Below are 23,624 nucleotides of genomic sequence, written 5' to 3' on the forward strand. Positions count from 1 at the left end.
AAGCTAAGCCTTTCAGCGCCGATGGTACTGCAGGGGGGACCCTGTGGGAGAGTAGGACACCGCCGAACAATTTTTGTCAGAAGGCCCCGGAACACAGTTCCGGGGCCTTTCTGCATTTCCGGGCCGGCGGCCAATCCCCGCTGAGGGCACCCCTCATGACGCCCCCTCAGAGGCCCTCATCCATCCCGCATCGGTTTGGAACAGCCCGCACACATGGGCTATGCTTCATCTCGTTGCCGCGGGGAACACCCGAGGTCAACAGGCCCCTATAGCTCAGTCGGTAGAGCGTCTCCATGGTAAGGAGAAGGTCAACGGTTCGATTCCGTTTGGGGGCTCAACCAAGAAAATCCCTCCCGCCTTTCGGCGGGAGGGATTTTTTCATGAGCTGGCTCAGGACGAGCCCGGCAGGGACTCCTTGTGCGGCTCGTGGACGCGCATCGCCAGGATCGCCATGTCGTCCGAGGCCGGCTCCGCCGCGAAGCGCTCCACCGCCCGCAGGACGCGCGCGGCGACCGCTCCCGCCGTCAGGCCCGTGCACGTGGTCAGCACGTCGGTGAGGCCGTCGTCACCCAGCATCCGCGTGCCCTCACGGCGTTCCGTCACGCCGTCCGTCACGCACAGCAGGACGTCGCCCGGGTCGAGGGTCACGACCTGCTCGTAGAGCTCCAGGTCGTCCATCACGCCCAGCAGGGGCTGTGGTTCAGCCGCCGGTTCGACCGTGCCGTCCTGGCGGAGGCGCAGGGGCAGGGGGTGCCCCGCGCAGACGACCTTCAGGACCGCGCTGCCGTCGGCCTGCGGCCACATCTCCCCGTACAGGAGAGTCAGGAAGCGGCTGCGCGCGCCCTCGTCGAGGATGGCCGCGTTCAGGCGTTCCAGGACCGCCGGGCCGGTGAAGCCCTCGCGGGCGAGCAGCCGCAGTGCGTGGCGGGCGAGGCCGGTGACCGCCGCGGCCTCCGGGCCCGTGCCGCAGACGTCGCCGATGGCGAAGCCGTAGGCGCCGTCGCGGATGGGGAACAGGTCGTAGAAGTCGCCGCCGACCTCGTTGCCCTCGCCGGCGGCCCGGTAGAAGACCTCGACCTCGACGCCCGGGATCTGCGGCAGCTCCGGGGGCAGCAGGCTGCGCTGGAGGGACTGGCTGATGGACACGCGCTCCGAGTACAGCCGGGCGTTGTCCAGGGCCAGGGCGGCACGGCGCGAGAGGTCTTCGGCCAGTTCCAGGATCTCCTGGCGGAAGTGGTAGTCGGAGGGCTTGCCGAGGGTCAGCATGCCGATGACCCGGTTGCGGGCGACGAGCGGCAGGACCACCGTCTCCCCGCCGACCGCCGCCGCGGTCGCCTGCGTCGCCCCGATGCCCGAGGAGACCGGCGGGAGCGCGCCGAGGCCCAGTTCCCGCTTCGAGGCCAGCAGCGCCGCGCGCTGGCCCGCCTCGGCCGGCGCGTTCCACACCCGGGCGCCCGGGGCCGCGATCGGCTCCGGCGGGTCGATCCGGGAGAGCAGGGCCTTGAGGTCGTCGATGCGCTCCTCGTCCTCGTGCAGGACGTAGGAGAGGTACGGCTCCGAGGCCTGGTCGGCGATCGTGTAGACCGCGCACCAGGTGGCGAGGGTTGGGACCGTCATCTGGGCCATCAGCGCCAGGGTCTGGTCCCGGTCGAGGGTGCCGGCCAGCAGGTCGGACGCCTCCACCAGGAAGGAGAGGGACCCGCGGCGCAGCCGCTCCAGCTCGCCCAGGCGGGCCGACTCCACCGCGAGCGCGATGCGGTCCGCGGCGAACTGGAGGCGCAGGGCCTCCTCGTTCGAGTAGCGGCCCGCGGACTCGGCGGCGACGCCGAGGGAGCCGGTGAGACGCCCCTCGACCTTCAGCGGGACGGTCACGACCGAGCGCATTCCGGTCGAGCTGAGCAGGGGCACGGCCCCCGGCACGGCCGTCAGGTCCTCGTGGACCGCGGGCATCCGGGCGGAGCCGTACCGTCCGGTGCCGGCCTCGACGGGGACGCGGGCGAAGCGCTGGCGGGCCGAGGGCAGCCCCGTGGTGGCGCGGACCTCCAGCTCGGTTTCGTCGTCGGTGGCGAGGAGCAGGAAGGCGGCGTCGCCGTCGAGCATGTCGCGGGCGCGTTCCACGGTGCGCTGGAGGAGGCCGTCCAGGTCGTCGGGGGCCGGTGAGCCGATGAAGACCTCGAACGGGTCGCTGGAGCGGTGGTCGGCCCCGGCGTCCGTGGCCGCGTTGCGCTGCGGGGTCTGGAGGACGGCCCGCTCGTCGTCCCGCACCAGCAGGCAGACGGTCGAGGGCTCGCCGTTGGTGTCGCGTACGCGCAGGTGGGAGGCGTAGACGGGGATCACCCGGCCGTCGGCGCCGCGGATGCCGTAGCTGCCCTCCCAGCGGGAGAGCTGGAGCGCCTCGGCGATACCGGTGCCGGTGCCGGGGGTGTGCGGCCAGGCGGCGAAGTCGGTGAGGGGCTTGCCGAGGACCTGGTCGGCCGGGTAGCCGAAGAGGTGCTCGGCGTCCTCGTTCCACACGGAGATGGTGCCGGTGCGGTCGATCTGGGCGACGGCGACGCGGACGCGTTCCTCGGCGACCGGGAGCATCGAGGTGGGCAGCGCCGGGCCGGCGGAGCGGGTGCCCACGCTGCGCTGGGGGAGGTCGAGCTGGAACCAGACCTGCTTGTGGGTGGGGGTGTACTCGACGCCCCAGCGGGAGGCGAGGGCGGCGCAGAGCAGCAGTCCCCGGCCGTTCTCGCGGTCGAGGCTGCCCAGGGGGCTGCCGGTGCCCTGGATGGGGATCTCGCGCTCGGGGTAGCGGTCGCCGACCTCGACGCGGACGCCGTCCTCGCTGCGCAGGCAGAGCACATCGGCCGCGGTCCCCGCGTGGATGACGGCGTTGGTGACCAGTTCGCTGGTGAGGACCACCGCGTCGTCGACCACATCGGCGAACCCCCAGCCCTGGAGGGTGTCGCGGACGAAGGCCCGGGCGGTCGCGACGGACCGCCCGACCGGATCGAAGGTGGCGGCCGCCCGCGCGGTGATCACAGAACTCCTCGTACGCGTCTCGACGCCCGGCTCTGCCATGATCGGCTGGTTCCTCCCCGTGCCCGGTGGTGTGAGCGCATCATTCCGCCCCTGCCGGGCGGACCGGGGCGGTTGGACAGCCGGATGCCAGGTTACTTACCTTCGCTGTCCGAGCGGATGCCGGTTGTGGCTGTTTCCGCCCTGTGGGTGTGGGGACGCTATGCGAAGCTGCCGAACTGTTATGGCCTGGTTCCGGCATGGTGAAACACTGGGCAGGCTTCCTGAGACAGCCCAGGCAGTACGGTCAACCCCTGCGGGAGGGACACGGTGGAGTCTGGCGCGACGGCGCGGGCCAAGGACACGCGTGCGAAAGGCGGTCGTTCCCGGAGCAGTGGGACGACCGAGGTCGACACGGCGGCCCTGAACCGCTTGCTGGCAGCCCTGGTGACGATGCGGGACGGCAACTTCCGGCGTCGTCTGACGGTGTCGGGCGACGGCGTCATGGCCGAGATCGCCGCGGTCTACAACGAGGTCGCGGACCGCAATCTCCATCTGACAGGGGAGATCGCCCGCGTCCGCAGAGTCGTCGGCCGTGAGGGAAAGCTCACGGAACGGCTGGAGACCGGTGCCTGCGAGGGCTCCTGGGCGGCCGCCGTCGACGCCGCGAACGAGCTGGTCGACGATCTGGCCCGGCCGGTGTCCGAGGTCGGGCGGGTGCTGTCCGCGGTCGCCGAGGGCGACCTGGAGCAGCGGATGGAGCTGCGTTCGCACTCCACGGACCCGCAGGACGGCACGGTGCGTCCGCTGCGCGGCGAGTTCCTGAAGGTCGCGCGGACCGTGAACAGCCTGGTGGACCAGCTCTCCGCGTTCACCGACGAGGTGACACGCGTCGCCCTGGAGGTGGGCACCGAGGGCAAGCTCGGCGGCCAGGCGCAGGTGCGGGGCATGTCCGGGTCGTGGAAGGACCTCACCGACTCGGTCAACACCATGGCGCACCGGCTGACCGCGCAGGTGCGGGACATCGCGCTGGTGACCACGGCGGTGGCCAAGGGCGATCTGTCGCAGAAGGTCACCGTCCATGTCGCCGGCGAGATGCTGGAGCTGAAGAACACCGTCAACACGATGGTGGAGCAGCTCCAGTCCTTCTCCTCCGAGGTGACCCGGGTGGCGCGTGAGGTCGGCACCGAGGGTGAGCTGGGTGGTCAGGCGACCGTGCCCGGGGTCGCCGGGGTGTGGAAGGACCTGACCGACTCCGTCAACACGATGGCCGGAAATCTCACTTCCCAGGTGCGTGGCATCGCCGAGGTGACGACGGCGGTCGCCAACGGCGATCTGTCGCAGAAGGTGACGGTGAGTGCGCGCGGCGAGGTCGCCCAGCTCGCCGAGACGATCAACCAGATGACCGAGACGCTGCGCACCTTCGCCGACGAGGTGACGCGGGTCGCGAGCGAGGTCGGTGCCGAGGGTCTGCTCGGTGGCCAGGCCCAGGTGCCGGGCGCCGCCGGCACCTGGAAGGACCTCACCGATTCGGTGAACACGGCGTTCCGGAACCTGACGGGTCAGGTGCGGGACATCGCGCAGGTGACGACGGCGGTGGCGAACGGTGATCTGTCGCAGAAGGTCACCGTCGACGTCGCGGGCGAGATGCTGGAGCTGAAGAACACCGTCAACACGATGGTGGACCAGCTCCAGTCCTTCGGTTCCGAGGTGACCCGCGTGGCGCGGGAGGTCGGCGTCGAGGGCCGCCTCGGTGGCCAGGCCGAGGTGCCGGGCGCCGCGGGTACCTGGAAGGACCTCACGGACTCGGTGAACACGGCGTTCCGGAACCTGACGGGTCAGGTGCGGGACATCGCGCAGGTGACGACGGCGGTGGCGAACGGTGATCTGTCGCAGAAGGTCACGGTCGACGTCGCGGGCGAGATGCTGGAGCTGAAGAACACCGTCAACACGATGGTGGCGCAGCTCTCCAACTTCGCCGACCAGGTCACGCGGATGGCGCGGGACGTGGGCACGGAGGGCCGCCTCGGCGGTCAGGCGCGCGTGGACGGCGTCAGCGGCACCTGGAAGGAGCTGACGGACTCCGTCAACTTCATGGCCGGGAACCTGACCTCGCAGGTGCGCCAGATCGCGCAGGTGACGACGGCCGTGGCGCGCGGTGATCTGTCGCAGAAGATCGACGTGGACGCGCGCGGGGAGATCCTGGAGCTGAAGAACACCATCAACACGATGGTGGACCAGCTCTCCGCGTTCGCCGAGCAGGTGACCCGGGTGGCCCGCGAGGTGGGCACGGACGGCCGCCTCGGCGGTCAGGCGCAGGTGCCGGGCGTCGCCGGTGTGTGGCGTGATCTGACGGACTCGGTGAACGGCATGGCCGAGAACCTCACCGGCCAGGTGCGCAATATCGCGCAGGTCGCCACGGCGGTCGCGCGCGGTGATCTGTCGCAGAAGATCGACGTGGACGCCCGGGGCGAGATCCTGGAGCTCAAGAACACCCTGAACACCATGGTCGACCAGCTCTCGAACTTCGCGGAGCAGGTGACCCGGGTGGCGCGCGAGGTGGGCACCGAGGGCATCCTCGGCGGTCAGGCGGAGGTCCAGGGGGTCTCGGGCACCTGGAAGGACCTCACCCAGTCGGTGAACTTCATGGCGAACAACCTGACCAGTCAGGTGCGCAACATCGCCGAGGTCACCACCGCGGTCGCCAAGGGCGACCTGTCGAAGAAGATCACCGTCGACGCCAAGGGCGAGATCCTGGAGCTGGTGACGACCGTCAACACGATGGTCGACCAGCTCTCCGACTTCGCCGACGAGGTGACCCGGGTGGCCCGCGAGGTGGGCACCGAGGGTGTGCTGGGCGGCCAGGCGCGGGTGCGCGGGGTGACCGGCATCTGGAAGGACCTGAGCGACAACGTCAATCTGATGGCCAACAACCTGACGAACCAGGTGCGGAACATCGCCCGGGTGTCGTCCGCGGTGGCCAACGGCGATCTGTCGAAGACGGTGACCGTGGAGGCGCGCGGCGAGGTCGCGGAGCTGGCGGACACGGTGAACACCATGGTGCGCACGCTGTCCTCGTTCGCCGACGAGGTGACCCGGGTGGCGCGCGAGGTGGGCACCGACGGCCGCCTGGGCGGTCAGGCGCACGTCCCGGGCGTGTCGGGGACGTGGAAGGACCTGACCGAGTCGGTGAACTCGATGGCGTCCAACCTGACCGGGCAGGTGCGGCAGATCGCGACGGTCACCACGGCCATCGCGAAGGGCGACCTGACCCGCAAGATCGACATCGACGCCCGGGGCGAGATCCTGGAGCTGAAGACCACCATCAACACCATGGTCGACCAGCTCTCCTCCTTCGCGGAGGAGGTCACCCGGGTCGCCCGTGAGGTGGGCACCGACGGGCAGCTCGGCGGCCAGGCGCGGGTGCGTGACGTGGACGGCACCTGGCGGGACCTGACCGAGTCGGTGAACGAGATGGCCGGGAACCTGACCCGGCAGGTGCGCGCCATCGCGGCCGTGGCCACGGCGGTGACCCGCGGCGATCTCAACCTGAAGGTCGACGTGGACGCGGCCGGCGAGATCCAGGTCCTCCAGGACAACATCAACACCATGATCGCGAACCTGCGCGACACCACCCTCGCCAACGAGGAGCAGGACTGGCTGAAGGGCAACCTGGCCCGGATCTCCGGTCTGATGCAGGGCCGCCGGGACCTCGACGACGTCGCCTCGCTGATCATGAGCGAGCTGACGCCGGTGGTCTCCGCGCAGCACGGCGCGTTCTTCCTGGCGATGCCGACGGGCAGCAGCTCGGACGTGTCCTCGGGCGGGGAGTCGTACGAGCTGATCATGCGGGGCAGTTACGGCTACTCGGCGGGGCTGATGCCCACCTCGTTCCGGCCGGGGGAGACCCTGATCGGGACGGCGGCCGAGGAGAAGCGGACCATCCAGGTCAATGTGCCGCCGGGTTATCTGAAGATCTCCTCGGGGCTGGGGGAGGCGCCGCCGGCGTATGTGATCGTGCTGCCGGTGCTCTTCGAGGGGAAGGTCCTCGGGGTGATCGAGCTGGCCTCGTTCCAGCCGTTCACGCAGATCCAGCGGGACTTCCTCAACCAGATCGCCGAGATGATCGCCACGAGCGTCAACACGATCAGTGTGAACACCAAGACCGAGGTGCTGCTGAAGCAGTCGCAGGAGCTGACCGAGCAGCTGCGGGAGCGGTCGGCGGAGCTGGAGAACCGGCAGAAGGCGCTCCAGTCGTCCAACGCGGAGCTGGAGGACAAGGCCGAGCTGCTGGCGCAGCAGAACCGCGACATCGAGGTGAAGAACACCGAGATCGAGGAGGCCCGGCAGGTCCTGGAGGAGCGGGCGGAGCAGCTCGCGGTCTCCATGCGCTACAAGTCGGAGTTCCTGGCGAACATGTCGCACGAGCTGCGGACGCCGCTGAACTCCCTGCTGATTCTGGCCAAGTTGCTGGCGGACAACCCGGACACCAACCTCTCGCCGAAGCAGGTGGAGTTCGCCGAGACGATCCACGGCGCGGGTTCCGACCTGCTCCAGCTCATCAACGACATCCTCGACCTGTCGAAGGTCGAGGCGGGCAAGATGGACGTGAGTCCGACCCGGATCGCGCTGGTGCAGCTGGTGGACTATGTGGAGGCGACGTTCCGGCCGCTGACCGCGGAGAAGGGGCTCGACTTCTCGGTGCGGGTCTCCCCGGAGCTGCCGGCCACCCTGCACACGGACGAGCAGCGGCTCCTCCAGGTGCTGCGGAACCTGCTGTCGAACGCGGTGAAGTTCACCGACAGCGGTGCGGTGGAGCTGGTGATCCGGCCGGCGGGCGCGGATGTGCCACAGTCGATCCGGGAGCAGTTGCTGGAGGCGGGTTCCCTCCAGGAGGCGGACGCCGACCTGATCGCGTTCTCGGTGACGGACACCGGTATCGGGATCGCGGCGGGCAAGATGCGGGTGATCTTCGAGGCGTTCAAGCAGGCGGACGGCACCACGAGCCGCAAGTACGGCGGCACCGGGCTCGGGCTGTCCATCAGCCGGGAGATCGCGCGGCTGCTGGGCGGTGAGATCCACGCGGCGAGCGAGCCGGGCCGCGGCTCGACGTTCACGCTCTATCTGCCGCTGCACGCCGGTGAGCTGCCGCCGCAGGGCTACCCGCAGCCCGCGCCGGGGACCGGGGCGGAGCTGCCGGCGGAGGAGGACGGCGCCCGGGACGCGGCCGAGGACGCGGCGGCGGGCGCCCCCGCCCGCCGGCAGCCGGCGGCGCCGGGTCCGGCCGCGCTGTTCCGGCGCCGCCGCAAGGCCCTGGAGGCGGCGGAGCCGGCGCGGCAGGAGAGCGGCGAGCCGCAGCGGGAGCCGGATTCGGCCGAGCAGGCGCCGGAGCGGCGCCGGGTGTTTGCCTTCGACGGGGAGAAGGTCCTCATCGTGGACGACGACATCCGCAATGTCTTCGCGCTGACCTCGGTCCTGGAGCAGCACGGCCTGTCGGTGCTGTACGCGGAGAACGGGCGCGAGGGCATCGAGGTCCTGGAGCAGCACGACGACGTCACGGTGGTGCTGATGGACATCATGATGCCGGAGATGGACGGGTACGCGACGACGACGGCGATCCGGCGGATGCCGCAGTTCGCGGGGCTGCCGATCATCGCGCTGACGGCGAAGGCGATGAAGGGGGACCGGGAGAAGGCGATCGAGTCGGGCGCCTCCGACTACGTCACGAAACCGGTCGACCCCGATCATCTTCTGTCTGTCATGGAGCAGTGGATGACCGTGAAGTGACCGCTTCTCGCATGAAGTGATACCTCATGGTGATCGAGTCTGTCCGAATGCGTGTGGGGGAGGGTATTGCGGGGAACGATCCGGTCTCCCCCCACGTTTTCGGTACGTGCACAGTGACATCACGGTGACAGGGTGTGGCGACGGGCGGGGTGCGGCTACCATGACCGGCACAAGGACGGGCGACGCAAGGGAGTCGTCCCCTGGGGCGGCGCCCGGTGCGTCCTCCGGCTCTCTGAGCTGGAGAGACCCCATGCCGGGGCGAGGAGGACGGGGCATGGTGCAGAAAGCCAAGATCCTCCTGGTCGATGACCGGCCGGAGAATCTGCTGGCGTTGGAGGCCATCCTCTCGGCGCTCGATCAGACACTGGTGCGGGCATCGTCAGGGGAGGAAGCGCTCAAGGCGCTGTTGACGGACGACTTCGCGGTCATCCTGCTGGACGTCCAGATGCCGGGGATGGACGGATTCGAGACCGCCGCGCACATCAAGCGGCGCGAGCGCACCAGAGACATCCCGATCATCTTCCTCACGGCGATCAACCACGGCCCGCACCACACCTTCCGCGGCTACGCGGCGGGCGCGGTGGACTACATCTCGAAGCCCTTCGACCCGTGGGTGCTGCGGGCCAAGGTCTCCGTGTTCGTGGACCTCTACATGAAGAACTGCCAACTCCGGGAGCAGGCGGCCCTGCTGAGGCTCCAGCTGGAGGGCGGCGGCCAGGCGGACACCGGCGCCGGCCGGGAGCCCGCCGGTTTGCTGGCGGAACTGTCCGCGCGCCTCGCGGCAGTTGAGGAGCAGGCCGAGGCGCTCTCCAAGCAGCTCGACGACGACTCGGCGGACGCGGCGGCGGTCGCCACCGCCGCCCATCTGGAGCGCAAGCTGACCGGCCTGCGCCGCGCCCTGGACGCCCTGGAGCCCGGCACGGGCGGCGGCGCGCCGAGCCTTCCGCCGCAGGGCTGAGCCCGGCCGCCCGGCGCGGCCGGCCCGTACCGCCGTGGTCGGCCGCGCACCTTCACGGGCGTGAACTCCCGTGAAGGTGCGTCAGTTCACCGCCCCCACGGGCGCGACACGTTCGGGTGAAGCCGTGGTCACCCGTGTCCCTCGGGGCCCGCACCGGTAACCTCACCACCATGGCCTCACGTACGTCCGGCAAGGGTTCCCAGGGCACGGCGGGCACCGCGAAGCCGCGCGCCGGCCGGACGACCGGTGCCGCGAAGAAGGCGGCACCCGCGAAGGCGCCCGCCAAGAAGGCGTCCCCCGCGAAGAAGCCCCCTGCCAAGAAGTCGCCCGCGAAGAAGGCGGCGGCCCGCAAGGCGCCCCCGCCCAAGCCCGCGCCCTCCCCGACCAACGGCATCTACCGCCTGGTCCGGGCCGTGTGGCTCGGCGCCGCCCACGCGGTCGGCGCCCTGCTGCGCGGAATAGGGCGCGGCGCCAAGGGACTTGACCCGGCCCACCGCAAGGACGGGCTCGCCCTGCTCCTCCTCGGGCTCGCCCTCGTCGTGGCGGCGGGCACCTGGTCCAACCTCAAGGGCCCGGTCGGCGACCTCGTCGAGATGCTCGTCACCGGAGCCTTCGGACGGCTTGACCTCCTCGCGCCCATCCTGCTGGGCGCGGTCGCCGTGCGCCTGATCCTCTATCCCGAGAAGCCCGAGGCCAACGGGCGCATCGTCATCGGCCTCTCCGCGCTCGTCATCGGCGTCCTCGGCCAGGTCCACATCGCCTGCGGCTCCCCGGGCCGGGGCGAGGGCACCAAGGCCATACAGGACGCGGGCGGGCTCATCGGCTGGGGCGCGTCCCAGCCGCTGGTCTTCATGACGGGCGAGGTCCTCGCCGTCCCGCTGCTGGTGCTGCTCACCGTCTTCGGTCTGCTCGTCGTCACCGCCACCCCGGTCAACGCCATCCCGCAGCGCCTGCGCCAGCTCGGCACCAGGCTCGGCCTGGTCGACCCGCTCCCCGAGGAGGGCGCGGAGTACGGGCCGGACGACGAGCGGTACGAGGAGCAGTGGCGCGAGGCCCTGCCCGCCCCCGGCCGCCGCCCGCGCGGCGGCCGGCCCGCCGACTACGACCCGGACCGCGCCGAACAGGACGCCCTGGAGCGCCGCCGCCGTCCGCGCCGCCCCTCCGCCCGGCCCGACGCGGGCCACGGCATGGACCCGGTCGATGTCGCCGCCGCCGCGGCCGCCGCGCTCGACGGCGCGGTCCTCAACGGCATGCCCCCCTCCCCGGTCGTCGCCGACCTCACCCGTGACGTCACCGCGGACCGGCAGCGCGCCGCCTCCCCGGTGCCCACCGCACGCGAGCCCGAGGAACGGGAGGAGCGGGACCGCGAGCCGGCGAAGCGCCCGGCCGCCGGGGAGCGGACCCCGGGCGGCAGCGCCGTCCCCGACCTGACCAAGCCCGCCCCGGACTCCTCCCAGCCGCTGCCCCCGCGCGCCGAACAGCTCCAGCTCTCCGGCGACATCACCTACTCCCTGCCCTCCCTGGACCTGCTGGAGCGCGGCGGCCCGGGCAAGACCCGCAGCGCCGCCAACGACGCCGTGGTCACCTCCCTCACCACCGTCTTCACCGAGTTCAAGGTCGACGCGGCCGTCACCGGCTTCACCCGAGGCCCGACGGTCACCCGCTACGAGGTCGAGCTCGGCCCCGCGGTCAAGGTCGAGAAGATCACCGCCCTGACCAAGAACATCGCCTACGCGGTCGCCAGCCCGGACGTGCGGATCATCTCCCCGATCCCGGGGAAGTCCGCCGTCGGCATCGAGATCCCCAACAGCGACCGCGAGATGGTCAACCTGGGGGACGTGCTGCGCCTCGCCGAGGACGACGACCCGATGATGGTCGCGTTCGGCAAGGACGTCGAGGGCGGCTACGTGATGCACAGCCTGGCGAAGATGCCGCACATGCTGGTCGCCGGCGCGACCGGCTCCGGCAAGTCCTCCTGCATCAACTGCCTGATCACCTCGATCATGATGCGGGCCACCCCCGAGGACGTCCGTATGGTCCTCGTCGACCCCAAGCGCGTCGAACTGACCGCCTACGAGGGCATCCCGCACCTGATCACCCCGATCATCACCAACCCCAAGCGGGCCGCCGAGGCCCTCCAGTGGGTGGTGCGCGAGATGGACCTGCGCTACGACGACCTCGCCGCCTTCGGCTACCGGCACATCGACGACTTCAACCGGGCCGTGCGGGACGGCAAGGCCACACCGCCCGAGGGCAGCGAGCGCGAGCTCCAGCCCTACCCCTACCTGCTGGTCATCGTCGACGAGCTGGCCGACCTGATGATGGTCGCGCCCCGGGACGTCGAGGACGCCATCGTGCGCATCACCCAGCTCGCGCGCGCGGCCGGCATCCACCTGGTCCTGGCCACCCAGCGCCCCTCCGTCGACGTCGTCACCGGCCTCATCAAGGCCAACGTGCCCTCCCGGCTCGCGTTCGCGACCTCCTCCCTCGCCGACAGCCGGGTCATCCTCGACCAGCCCGGCGCCGAGAAGCTCATCGGCAAGGGCGACGGACTCTTCCTGCCGATGGGCGCCAACAAGCCCACCCGTATGCAGGGCGCCTTCGTCACCGAGGACGAGGTCGCGGCCGTCGTCCAGCACTGCAAGGACCAGATGGCGCCGGTCTTCCGGGAGGACGTCGTCGTCGGCACCAAGCAGAAGAAGGAGATCGACGAGGACATCGGCGACGACCTCGACCTGCTGTGCCAGGCGGCCGAGCTGGTCGTCTCCACCCAGTTCGGGTCCACCTCGATGCTCCAGCGGAAGCTGCGCGTGGGCTTCGCGAAGGCGGGCAGACTCATGGACCTGATGGAGTCACGGAACATCGTGGGCCCCAGCGAGGGCTCCAAGGCCCGCGACGTGCTCGTGAAACCGGACGAACTGGATGGAGTGCTCGCCGTGATCCGCGGAGAGACTCACCCGTAAGGGATACGCGGGCAACCGTTTCCCCTCGCCGTACGTCAAGTTGGACGGAGGGACGAGAAGGTGTTGCGCCACCGGGAGGACCGGCTGGTCACAAGGCCATTCCGATGGCGTACAAAGTTACGCCGCCCGGTTGCCCCACCGTTTCGCCCCACCCCTAGACTGAACCTCCAGCAGGTGGCTCACGCTCGAAAGGCGCCCCCGTGTCCATCGGCAACTCCCCCGAAGACAACCGGCCTTCTGTCGAAGACGACCGGCCGTCGATCGGCCACGCCCTGCGGCAGGCGCGTGTCGGCGCCGGGCTGACCGTCGAAGAGGTCAGCGCCTCCACCCGCGTGCGAATCCCCCTCGTGCACGGAATCGAGGACGACGACTTCTCCCGCTGCGGCGGCGACGTGTACGCTCGGGGCCACATCCGCATGCTCGCCAGGGCCGTCGGACTCGATCCCGAACCCCTCGTCGAGCAGTTCGACGCCGAGCACGGCGGCCGCCCGTCGCCGACGCCGGCCGCACCGCTGTTCGAAGCCGAACGCATCCGGCCCGAGCGCCGCCGGCCCAACTGGACCGCCGCCATGGTCGCCGCCATCGTCGTGGTGGTCGGCTTCGCCGGCTTCACCCTCGTCAGCGGCGGCAACGACGAGGGCGGCGGCCGGGAGGTGGCCGACGGTCCCGCGCCCGAGGCCACGCCGACGCCCAGCAAGGCGCCGGTCAAGCCCGCCGACCCCAAGCCCGACCCGTCCGACAGCGCCATCGCCGCCGTCCCCAAGGACAAGGTGACGGTCAAGCTCTCGGTCACCGACGACAAGAGCTGGATCTCCGCCCACTCCCACAACGGCAAGCTGCTCTTCGACGGCACCCTGTTCAAGGGGCAGTCGAAGATCTTCCAGGACGACGAGCGCGTCGATCTCATCCTCGGCAACGCCGGCGCGATCGAGCTCTTCGTCAACGGCAAGAAGATCGACGACGAGTTCGCGATGGGCGGCGTCGAACGCCTCTCGTACACAAAGGGCGACCCCGAGGCCGGCTGACACCGCCCCGGGCGAAGGCCCTGCGAACACCCTGTTCCGTGCCCGGCCGGCACCCGCCGCGCCGGGCACACGGCTGCCCGGGCCCCTGGGGGCAAGGGGGCGGGTCGGGACGAAGTAGTCTTGAGTCCATGCCCGAACGCCGTACCGTCGCCCTTGTCACTCTTGGCTGTGCCCGTAACGAGGTGGACTCGGAGGAGCTGGCAGGCCGCCTGGCCGCGGACGGCTGGGACCTCGTCGAGGAAGCCGCCGACGCGGACGTGGCCGTCGTCAACACCTGCGGATTCGTCGAAGCGGCGAAGAAGGACTCGGTCGACGCCCTGCTGGAGGCGAACGACCTCAAGGACCACGGACGCACCCAGGCCGTCGTCGCCGTCGGCTGCATGGCCGAGCGCTACGGCAAGGACCTCGCCGAGGCGCTGCCCGAGGCCGACGGCGTGCTCGGCTTCGACGACTACGCCGATATCTCCGACCGCCTCCAGACCATCCTCAGCGGCGGCATCCACGCCTCCCACACCCCGCGCGACCGGCGCCTGCTGCTGCCCCTGAGCCCCGTCGAGCGGCAGGGCGCCACCGAGGTCGCGCTGCCCGGCCACGGCGACCTCGCGCCCGCCCCGGCCGACCTGCCCGAGGGCCTCGCCCCGGAGTCCGGCCCGCGCGCCCCGCTGCGCCGCCGCCTCGGCTCCAGCCCCGTCGCGTCCGTGAAGCTGGCCTCCGGCTGCGACCGCCGCTGCACCTTCTGCGCCATCCCATCCTTCCGCGGCTCCTTCATCTCCCGCCGCCCCAGCGATGTGCTGGGCGAGACCCGCTGGCTGGCCGAGCAGGGTGTGAAGGAGGTCATGCTCGTCTCGGAGAACAACACCTCCTACGGCAAGGACCTCGGCGACATCCGCCTGCTGGAGACCCTGCTGCCGGAACTGGCCGCGGTCGACGGCATCGAGCGCGTCCGCGTGAGCTACCTCCAGCCCGCCGAGATGCGCCCCGGCCTGATCGACGTCCTCACCTCCACCGAGAAGGTCGTCCCCTACTTCGACCTGTCCTTCCAGCACTCCGCGCCCGGCGTGCTGCGCGCCATGCGCCGCTTCGGGGACACCGAGCGCTTCTGGGAGCTGCTGGAGACCATCCGCGGCAAGGCCCCGCAGGCCGGTGTGCGCTCCAACTTCATCGTCGGCTTCCCCGGCGAGAGCGAGGCCGACTTCGCCGAGCTGGAACGCTTCCTCGGCGCCGCCCGCCTCGACGCCATCGGCGTCTTCGGCTACAGCGACGAGGAGGGCACCGAGGCCCTCGGCTACGAGAACAAGCTCGACGCGGACGTGATCGCCGAGCGCCTGTCCCACCTCTCCCGGGTCGCCGAGGAGCTGACCGCCCAGCGCGCCGAGGAGCGCCTGGGGGAGACCCTGGAGGTCCTGGTCGAGTCCGTCGACGAGGAGGACGGCGCGATCGGCCGGGCCGCCCACCAGGCGCCCGAGACCGACGGCCAGGTGCGCTTCACCTCTCCCGAGGGCCTGGTGCCCGGCCGGATGGTGACCGCGAAGGCCGTCGCGGCCGAAGGCGTCGACCTGGTGGCCGAGTGCCTGGGCGAGGAGGCCGGCAGATGACAGGAGTGCCCGCGTCCGCGGCGGGCGGCGCAGGCCGACCGGTGCCCGGCGGCAAGCTGGGGGCCGCGGCCGTGAACCAGGCCAGCCTGTGGAACATCGCCAACATCCTCACCATGCTCCGGCTGGTCCTCGTGCCGGCCTTCGTGGTCCTCCTCCTCCAGGACGGCGGCTACGACCCGGCGTGGCGGGCCTGGGCCTGGGCCGCCTTCGCCGTCGCGATGATCACCGACATCTTCGACGGGCATCTGGCGCGCACCTACAACCTCGTCACCGACTTCGGGAAGATCGCCGACCCGATCGCCGACAAGGCGATCATGGCGGCCGGCCTGATCTGCCTCTCCGCCCTCGGGGACCTGCCCTGGTGGGTGACGGCCGTGATCCTCTTCCGGGAACTCGGGATCACGCTGATGCGCTTCTGGGTGATCCGGCACGGTGTCATCCCGGCCAGCCGCGGCGGCAAGATGAAGACCCTCGCCCAGGGGACCGCGGTCGGTATGTACGTCCTGGCACTGACCGGGCCGCTGGCCACGCTGCGCTTCTGGGTGATGGCCGTCGCCGTCGTGCTCACCGTGGTGACCGGTCTCGACTACGTCCGCCAGGCGATCGTGCTGCGGCGCCAGGGGCTGGCCGCGCGGGTGGCGGTCGACGCCACCGCCGAGGACCGCCGGCCGTGACCTCCGGGGCGGCCTCCGGGTCCGGGGACACCGCGGCGGAGGTGCTGGCGCTGCTCGCGGAGCGCGGTCAGACCCTCGCCGTGGCGGAGTCCCTGACCGGCGGTCTCGTGGCCGCCCGGCTCACCGATGTGCCGGGGGCGTCCCGCGTCTTCCGCGGCTCGGTGACGGCGTACGCGACCGCGCTCAAGGCCGAGCTGCTGGACGTGGACGCGGCGCTGCTGGCCGAGCGGGGAGCCGTGGACGCCGAGGTCGCCGCGCAGATGGCGGCCGGGGTGCGCGGTCGGCTCGGCGCCGACTGGGGCATCGCCACCACCGGTGTCGCGGGCCCCGAACCGCAGGACGGGCACCCGGTGGGCACCGTGCACGTTGCCGTATCGGGACCTTCCGGGGCCGCAAAAACCGCCGTACTGAGGTTGAACGGCGGCCGGGAGGAAATCCGTAAGGAGAGTGTACGGAGAGTGCTCGCCCTGCTCTCCGGCGAACTGCACGGGAATGCGCGGGCACAGGATACGGAACAGAACGGGGGGACTTGATGTTTGCAGCCCTGAGTGAACACGACATCGCTCCCCGCACGGCCGCGGCGCGAGGCGGTACGGTGGGGCGTGAAGGATGCGGCTACGCGGTCCGAGGAGGGAGCCACCGATGATTCTGCTCCGTCGCCTGCTGGGTGACGTGCTGCGTCGGCAGCGCCAGCGCCAGGGCCGTACTCTGCGCGAAGTCTCCTCGTCCGCCCGAGTCTCACTCGGCTATCTCTCCGAGGTGGAGCGGGGGCAGAAGGAGGCTTCCTCCGAGCTGCTCTCCGCCATCTGCGACGCGCTTGACGTACGGATGTCCGAGCTCATGCGGGAGGTGAGCGACGAGCTGTCCCTGGCCGAACTGGCCGCGTCCGCCGCCGCCACCGAGCCGGTGCCCGCACCGGTGCGCCCGATGCTCAACTCCGTCTCCGTGACGTCGGTGGCAGGTGTGCCGACCGAGCGTGTGACGATCAAGGCGCCTGCGGAAGCGGTCGACGTCGTCGCCGCCTGATCCGCAGCGAGCACTGCACGGCACGTTTGGCCCCGGCCCCGGGTGGTACGCGAGTACCACCCGGGGCCGTTGTCGTTTCCGGGATGATTCGCCCCCGCATGAGCTATGTGAGTAGTTGTGCGACTGTGGAGTGTAGTCGGCGATCCCTGAGGAGGGACATTCATGTCTGTCGTGAAGAGCACCCTGTCCGAGACCGACCTCAAGACGGTCGGCAACGCTCTCCAGGGTGCGCTGGTTGACCTGGTGGACCTGGCCCTGGTGGCCAAGCAGGTCCACTGGAACGTGGTCGGTCCCCGGTTCCGCTCCGTGCACCTTCAGCTCGACGAGGTCGTGGCCACCGCGCGCCAGCACTCCGACACGGTCGCCGAGCGCTCGTCCGCGATCGGGGTCGCCCCCGACGGGCGGGCCGCGACGGTGGCGAAGCAGAGCGCGATCGGGACCGTGCCCGAGGGCTGGATCAAGGACACCGAGGTCGTGAAGACCATGGTGGACGCGCTCGGCGCGGTCATCGGCCGGATGCGGGAGCGCATCGAGGCCACCGACAAGCCCGACCCGATCACCCAGGACATCCTCATCGGGCTCACCGCAGACCTTGAGAAGCACGCCTGGATGTTCCAGGCCGAGTCCGCCTGAGCGGACGGCGGAGAGCGGCCGGTGACGGGGCCCGCGCAGGCGGGCCCCGTCCCGGTGAGGCCGGGGACGACCCCGACGCGGACGGACCCGGAGGTACGGCATGGGGATACGCGGAGCGGCCCTGATACCCGTCGCGGTCATCGGGGCCGTCGCGGGGGCGCTCTGGTGGTGGGCGGTGCTGCGTCTCGCCCTCGCGCCCGAGGAGGCCGGGGTCCTCGAAGGGGCGATGGCGGCGAGCGGCTGGGGGCTGAGCCTGCTGCCGGTGCACGCGACGGGGCCGCGCAGGGCCCGGCGGGGCGTGCCGGGGTGGTGGAGACGGCGGTTCGGCCGGGGCGGGCGGGGCGGGATACGCGGGTACGGGGTCCGCCGGAGCGGCATACCCGGCGGCGGGGCGGGCGGCAGCCGGGCGGGCGGCGGGATCAACGGGGCCGGCGGCGGGGTGGGTCAGGGGGACGGCCCGGGGCCGGGCTGGCAGCCCGGGCACCAGTAGACGGGGCGTTCGGTTCCGTTCTCCACGAGATTCCGTTTGCGGACGAGCGTGCCGCAGCGGGCGCACGGCCGGCCGAGCCGCCCGTAGACGTACAGCGGCATCCCCGGACCGCGTCCGGTGGTCGTGATCCGGTCGTGGGTGGCCTTGTTGGCCTCCAGGAGCCGGTGCGCGGTCGCCGCGAGCCGGGCGAGGACGCCCTCGGGCAGTTCGCCGACCGGCAGCCAGGGGGACGCCTTGGCCAGAAAGGCCAGCTCACAGGCGTAGACATTGCCGATCCCGGCCAGATTGCGCTGGTCGAGCAGGGCCTCGCGCAGGGGGCGCGAGGGATCGGCGGCGAGGTTGGCCGCCGCGGTCGCCACGTCCCAGTCGGGGCCGAGGAGATCCGGGCCCAGATGGCCGACGATCCGGTTCTCCTCACCCGTCCGCAGGAGTTCGAGCACGGGGAGCCGGTATCCCACGGCGGAGTGGTCCGCCGTGCCGAGGACCGCGCGGATCTGGTGGGCCGGTCCGCCGCGCCAGCGTTCGCCGGCCCGGAAGATCCGCCACGAGCCGTCCATCCGCAGATGGGAGTGGAGGGTGAGTCCGCCCTCGACGCGGGTGAGGAGATGCTTGCCGCGCGGGGTGACGTCCAGCACCTGCCGGCCCGTGAGATCGACGGTCGCGAGCCTGGGCACACGCAGGTCGGACACGGTCAGCACCCGCCCGGCCAGTGCCTCGTGCAGCTGGTGGGCGGCGAGCCAGACGGTGTCTCCTTCGGGCATGCGTCCATGATGCGCGACGGGGGCGGTGCGGTGTGCTGGCTGCGGCTGCGGTTGCGCGGGTGCGGTCAGGCGCGCAGGCGCAGGCCGCGGGGGGTGGCGTGGAAGCCCGCCGCCTCCAGCGTCCGGCCCCAGGGGGAGGTGAGCGCGGGCTCGCCGTTGGTCCGTTCCACCGTGATCGTGCCGAGGGCGCCCTCCTTCGCCGCCGCTGCCAGGGCCTCCGCCGCCGCGAGCAGGGCGGGCGCGTCCGGCTCCGGGGCCCAGGCGAGCAGGGTCTTGCCGCCGCGCTCCATATAGAGCGTCAGCTCGCCGTCGACCAGGACCACCAGGGAGCCCGCCTTGCGGCCCGGCTTGTGGGTGGCGCCCTCCGGAGGGTCGGGCCAGGGCAGCGCGGCCCCGTACGCGTTGGCCGGGTCGGCGGCGGCCAGTACCAGGGCCGTCGGGCCCGAGCGGGCGTCGGCGCCCCGGTCGCGCGCGGTCGCCGCGGCGCGCAGCCGGTCCACCGCGCCGTCCATCGCGAACTGCGCCGCGCCCAGGCCCTCGACGACATAGCCGCGCCGGGCCTGCCCGCTGTCCTCGAATGCGGACAGCACCCGGTACACGGCGGAGAAGCCGCCCTCCACTCCCTCGGCCGCCACCGCCCCCCGGGTGACCACGCCATGGCGGTCCAGCAGGGTGCGCGCCAGGGCGTGCGCCCGGTGGGTGGCGTCCGGCTCCGGCCGGGGCAGCAGGGACCAGCGCCCGGCGACGGTCGGCGGCCCGGACCGGGAGACCGGCCGCCCGCCGGAGGCCAGGCCGCCGTACCGGCCGCGGGGCACGGTGCGCCGCGCGCGGTGGGCCGTGGCACCGGCCGTGCGCCCGGAGCCGAGGAAGGCGCGCAGCGGGGCCAGGGTGTCGTTGGTGAGCCGGCCGGACCAGGCCAGGTCCCAGACGGCGTCGGCCAGTTGGGGATCGGTGGCGTCCGGGTGGGTGGTGGCCCTGACCTGGTCGGCGATCTGACGGAAGAACAGGCCGTACCCGCCGGACAGGGCGGTCAGCACCGACTCGTGCAGGGCCGTCGGCTCCAGCGGGTGGGGCGGGGGAAGCAGCAGCGGGGCCGCGTCCGCGTGGTAGAGCGAGACCCAGCCGTCCTTGCCGGGCAGGGCTCCCGCGCCCGCCCACAGCACCTCGCCGGCGGTCGTCAACTCGTCGAGCAGGGTGGGGGAGTAGTGCAGGACCCGGGAGGGGAGGACCAGCTTCTCCAGGGCGGACGCGGGCACGGCCGCCCCCTGGAGCTGCTCGACCGCCCGGGCCAGCCCGTCGATCCCGCGCAGCCGGCCCGCGCCCAGGTGCTGCCACTGCGGCAGGAAGGAGGCGAGCGCGGCGGGCGGGACCGGTTCCAGTTCATGGCGCAGGGCGGCCAGCGAACGTCTGCGCAGCCGGCGCAGCACCGTCGCGTCGCACCACTCCTGGCCGATGCCGGAGGGGTGGAACTCGCCCTGGACCACCCGGCCGGAGGCGGCGAGGCGCTGGAGGCCGCCCTCGGTGACGGCCGTGCCCAGCCCGAACCGGGCCGCCGCCTGGGAGGAGGTGAACGGGCCGTGGGTGCGGGCGAACCGGGCCAGCAGATCGCCGAACGGGTCCTTCACCGGTTCGGTGAACGCCTCCGGGACGCCGACCGGCAGCGCCGTGCCCAGGGCGTCCCGCAGCCGCCCGGCGTCCTCCACCGCGGCCCAGTGGTCCTCGCCCGCGATGCGCACCCGGATCGCGCGGCGGGCCGCGGCCAGCTCCGCCGCCCACCCCTCCTGCGCGCCCCGCTCGGCCAGTTCGGCGTCGGTGAGCGGGCCGAGGACCCGCAGCAGGTCCGCGACCCCCTCCACGTCCTTGACCCGCCGGTCGTCGGTGAGCCACTGGAGCTCCCGCTCCAGCTGGGTCAGGACCTCCGGGTCGAGCAGTTCGCGCAGCTCGGCCTGGCCCAGCAGCTCGGCCAGCAGGCCCGCGTCGAGGGAGAGGGCGGCGGCGCGGCGCTCGGCCAGCGGGGAGTCCCCCTCGTAGAGGAACTGGGCGACATAACCGAAGAGGAGGGAGCGGGCGAAGGGGGAGGGCTCCGGAGTGGTGACCTCCACCAGGCGGACCCGGCGGGCCTCGATGTCGCCCATCAGCTCGGTGAGGCCCGGCACGTCGAACACGTCCTGGAGGCATTCGCGGACGGCCTCCAGCACGATCGGGAAGGACCCGAACTCGCTCGCCACCTGGAGGAGTTGGGCGGCGCGCTGGCGCTGCTGCCACAGCGGGGTGCGCTTGCCGGGGTTGCGGCGCGGCAGCAGCAGGGCGCGGGCGGCGCACTCGCGGAAGCGGGAGGCGAACAGGGCGGAGCCGCCGACCTGGTCGGTGACGATCTGCCCGATCTCGCCCTGGTCGAAGACGGCGTCCGCCGCGCCGACCGGGGCCTGTTCGCCGTCCCAGGTGGTCCCGGCGGCGGCCGGCTCCTGGTCGAGCAGATCGAGGCCCATCAGGTCGGCGTCGGGCAGGCGGAGGACGATGCCGTCGTCCGCGTGCATGACCTGGGCGTCCATGCCGTACCGCTCGGTGAGCCGGGCGCCGAGGGCCAGCGCCCAGGGGGCGTGGACCTGGGCGCCGAACGGGGAGTGGATCACCACCCGCCAGTCGCCCAGCTCGTCCCGGAAGCGCTCCACCAGGATCGTGCGGTCGTCGGGGACATGACCGCAGGCGCGGCGCTGCTCGTCGAGATAGGCCAGGACGTTGTCGGCCGCCCAGGCGTCCAGACCGGCCGCCAGCAGCCGCAGCCGGCCGTCCTCCGGTGACAGGCCGCCGACCTCCCGCAGGAAGGCGCCGACCGCACGGCCCAGCTCCAGCGGCCGTCCGAGCTGGTCGCCCTTCCAGAACGGCAGCCGCCCGGGGACCCCGGGGGCGGGGGAGACCAGGACCCGGTCCCGGGTGATGTCCTCGATCCGCCAGGAGGTGGTGCCCAGCGTGAACACGTCGCCCACGCGGGACTCGTAGACCATCTCCTCGTCCAGCTCGCCGACCCGGCCGCCGCCCTTCTTCGGGTCCGCGCCGGCGAGGAAGACGCCGAACAGGCCCCGGTCGGGGATGGTGCCGCCGGAGGTGACGGCGAGCCGCTGCGCTCCGGGCCGCCCGGTGACCGTGCCCGCGACCCGGTCCCACACCACCCGGGGGCGCAGCTCGGCGAAGGCGTCCGAGGGATAGCGCCCGGCGAGCATGTCGAGAACGGCGGTGAACGCGGACTCGGGCAGCGAGGCGAAGGGCGCGGCCCGGCGGACCAGGGCCAGCAGACCGTCCGCCTGCCAGGTGTCCATCGAGGTCATCGCGACGAGCTGCTGGGCCAGCACGTCCAGCGGGTTCGCCGGGATGCGCAACGACTCGATGGACCCGCTGCGCATCCGCTCCGTCACCACGGCCGCCTGCACCAGATCACCCCGGTACTTGGGGAAGACCACACCGGTGGAGACCGCCCCCACCTGATGGCCCGCGCGGCCGACGCGCTGGAGACCGGAGGCCACCGACGGCGGCGACTCGACCTGGACCACGAGATCGACCGCGCCCATGTCGATGCCCAGCTCCAGGCTGGAGGTGGCCACCACCGCCGGCAGTCGCCCCGCCTTCAGGTCCTCCTCGACCAGGGCCCGCTGCTCCTTCGACACCGACCCGTGGTGGGCGCGGGCCAGCAGCGGCGGCGCGCCCTGCGCGGACCCGGACTGCGCCATGATCTCGGCGGGCGGCGCGTCCTCCGGGAGGGGTTCGCCTGTGGCCCGCTCGTACGCGATCTCGTTCAGCCGGTTGCACAGGCGCTCGGCGAGGCGGCGGGAGTTCGCGAAGACGATCGTGGAGCGGTGCGCCTGGACGAGGTCCGCGATGCGCTCCTCGACGTGCGGCCAGATCGACGGGCTGTCCCTGGGCTTCCCGGAGGCGTCCGAGGCGGGGGAGCCGCCCAGCTCGCCCAGATCCTCCACGGGCACGACCACGGAGAGATCGAACTCCTTGCCGGACTCGGGCTGGACGATCTCCACCCGGCGCTGCGGAGACAGATAGCGGGCCACCTCGTCCACCGGGCGGACCGTGGCGGACAGGCCGATCCGGCGGGCCGGGCGGGGCAGCAGCTCGTCCAGCCGCTCCAGGGAGACGGCCAGATGCGCGCCGCGCTTGGTGCCCGCGACCGCGTGCACCTCGTCCAGGACGACGGTCTCCACGCCCTCCAGGGCCTCCCGGGCCGAGGAGGTGAGCATCAGGAACAGCGACTCGGGGGTGGTGATCAGGATGTCCGGCGGGCGGCTGACCAGGGCGCGGCGCTCGGCGGGCGGGGTGTCCCCGGACCGGATGCCGACCCGCACCTCGGGCTCGGGCAGGCCGAGGCGCACGGACTCCTGCCGGATGCCCGTCAGCGGACTGCGCAGATTGCGCTCCACATCGACCGCGAGCGCCTTGAGGGGGGAGACATAGAGGACCCGGCAGCGCTTCTTCGCCTCGGCGGGCGGGGGCGTGGAGGCGAGCCGGTCGAGGGCGGCGAGGAAGGCGGCCAGGGTCTTGCCGGAGCCGGTGGGCGCGACGACCAGGACGTCCGAGCCCTCGCCGATCGCGCGCCAGGCACCCTCCTGCGCGGCGGTGGGCGCACGGAAGGCCCCCGTGAACCAGCCTCGGGTCGCGGGGGAGAAGGAGTCGAGCGCAGTCCTGGCCATGCTCCCCATCGTGCACCC

Annotated in this window: 13 protein-coding genes and 1 tRNA gene; 11 read left to right on the forward strand and 3 right to left on the reverse strand. The window is 72.1% G+C overall.

Features of this window, described 5'->3' with window-relative positions; genetic code table 11:
- Positions 1-262 precede the first annotated feature (262 nt).
- Positions 263-335 (forward strand) — tRNA-Thr (locus ABZ457_RS26165).
- Positions 336-390: 55 nt separating this feature from the next.
- On the opposite strand, the gene ABZ457_RS26170 is transcribed toward ABZ457_RS26165, so the two are convergent.
- Positions 391-3,063 carry a SpoIIE family protein phosphatase gene (locus ABZ457_RS26170; protein ID WP_359161873.1) on the reverse strand — a complete coding sequence of 891 codons (2,673 nt, stop codon included), beginning with the start codon at positions 3,061-3,063 and terminating at the stop codon, positions 391-393.
- 267 nt (positions 3,064-3,330) lie between these two features.
- Between ABZ457_RS26170 and ABZ457_RS26175 the strand changes: the two genes are divergently transcribed.
- From ABZ457_RS26175 to ABZ457_RS26220, 10 genes are all read left to right on the forward strand, one after another.
- Positions 3,331-8,787, forward strand: coding sequence for a HAMP domain-containing protein (locus ABZ457_RS26175; RefSeq protein WP_359161876.1), 5,457 nt, complete (start codon positions 3,331-3,333; stop codon positions 8,785-8,787).
- Positions 8,788-9,061: 274 nt separating this feature from the next.
- Positions 9,062-9,745 carry a response regulator gene (locus ABZ457_RS26180; RefSeq protein ID WP_359161879.1) on the forward strand — a complete coding sequence of 228 codons (684 nt, stop codon included), beginning with the start codon at positions 9,062-9,064 and terminating at the stop codon, positions 9,743-9,745.
- A 170-nt stretch (positions 9,746-9,915) separates the two neighbouring features.
- Positions 9,916-12,708, forward strand: a complete 2,793-nt coding sequence (locus ABZ457_RS26185; RefSeq protein ID WP_359161882.1) for a DNA translocase FtsK — start codon at positions 9,916-9,918, stop codon at positions 12,706-12,708.
- Between the two features lie 200 nt (positions 12,709-12,908).
- Entirely contained in the window at positions 12,909-13,733 is an 825-nt protein-coding gene (locus tag ABZ457_RS26190; RefSeq protein ID WP_359161885.1) for a helix-turn-helix domain-containing protein, read from the forward strand.
- A gap of 128 nt (positions 13,734-13,861) precedes the next feature.
- Positions 13,862-15,328, forward strand: a complete 1,467-nt coding sequence (rimO, locus tag ABZ457_RS26195; protein ID WP_359161888.1) for a 30S ribosomal protein S12 methylthiotransferase RimO — start codon at positions 13,862-13,864, stop codon at positions 15,326-15,328.
- Entirely contained in the window at positions 15,325-16,002 is a 678-nt protein-coding gene (gene pgsA, locus ABZ457_RS26200) for a CDP-diacylglycerol--glycerol-3-phosphate 3-phosphatidyltransferase (protein ID WP_359161891.1), read from the forward strand. The genes rimO and pgsA overlap by 4 nt, the downstream gene beginning before the upstream one ends.
- Positions 15,999-16,535, forward strand: a complete 537-nt coding sequence (locus ABZ457_RS26205; protein WP_359161894.1) for a nicotinamide-nucleotide amidohydrolase family protein — start codon at positions 15,999-16,001, stop codon at positions 16,533-16,535. Before pgsA ends, ABZ457_RS26205 begins: the two co-directional genes overlap by 4 nt.
- A gap of 109 nt (positions 16,536-16,644) precedes the next feature.
- A complete protein-coding gene (locus ABZ457_RS26210) occupies positions 16,645-17,028 on the forward strand; it encodes a helix-turn-helix transcriptional regulator (RefSeq protein WP_018850334.1) in 384 nt (127 codons plus the stop codon).
- A gap of 162 nt (positions 17,029-17,190) precedes the next feature.
- Positions 17,191-17,661 (forward strand): DNA starvation/stationary phase protection protein, encoded by a 471-nt coding sequence (locus ABZ457_RS26215; RefSeq protein ID WP_026278098.1) that lies wholly within the window; start codon positions 17,191-17,193, stop codon positions 17,659-17,661.
- Between the two features lie 100 nt (positions 17,662-17,761).
- The gene (locus ABZ457_RS26220) at positions 17,762-18,151 is read left to right on the forward strand and encodes a hypothetical protein (RefSeq protein ID WP_359161899.1); all 390 of its coding nucleotides are present in this window, start codon (positions 17,762-17,764) and stop codon (positions 18,149-18,151) included.
- On the opposite strand, the gene ABZ457_RS26225 is transcribed toward ABZ457_RS26220, so the two are convergent.
- Both ABZ457_RS26225 and ABZ457_RS26230 read right to left on the reverse strand, forming a co-directional pair.
- Complete coding sequence (locus tag ABZ457_RS26225) at positions 18,106-18,912, reverse strand: DNA-formamidopyrimidine glycosylase family protein (protein ID WP_359161902.1); 807 nt, start codon at positions 18,910-18,912, stop codon at positions 18,106-18,108. The two genes, ABZ457_RS26220 and ABZ457_RS26225, sit on opposite strands and share 46 nt — an antisense overlap.
- A 65-nt stretch (positions 18,913-18,977) precedes the next feature.
- Positions 18,978-23,606 (reverse strand): ATP-dependent helicase, encoded by a 4,629-nt coding sequence (locus ABZ457_RS26230; protein WP_359161905.1) that lies wholly within the window; start codon positions 23,604-23,606, stop codon positions 18,978-18,980.
- Positions 23,607-23,624: the final 18 nt, after the last annotated feature.

The organism is Streptomyces sp. NPDC005805, from assembly GCF_040630445.1.
GTDB lineage: Bacteria > Actinomycetota > Actinomycetes > Streptomycetales > Streptomycetaceae > Streptomyces.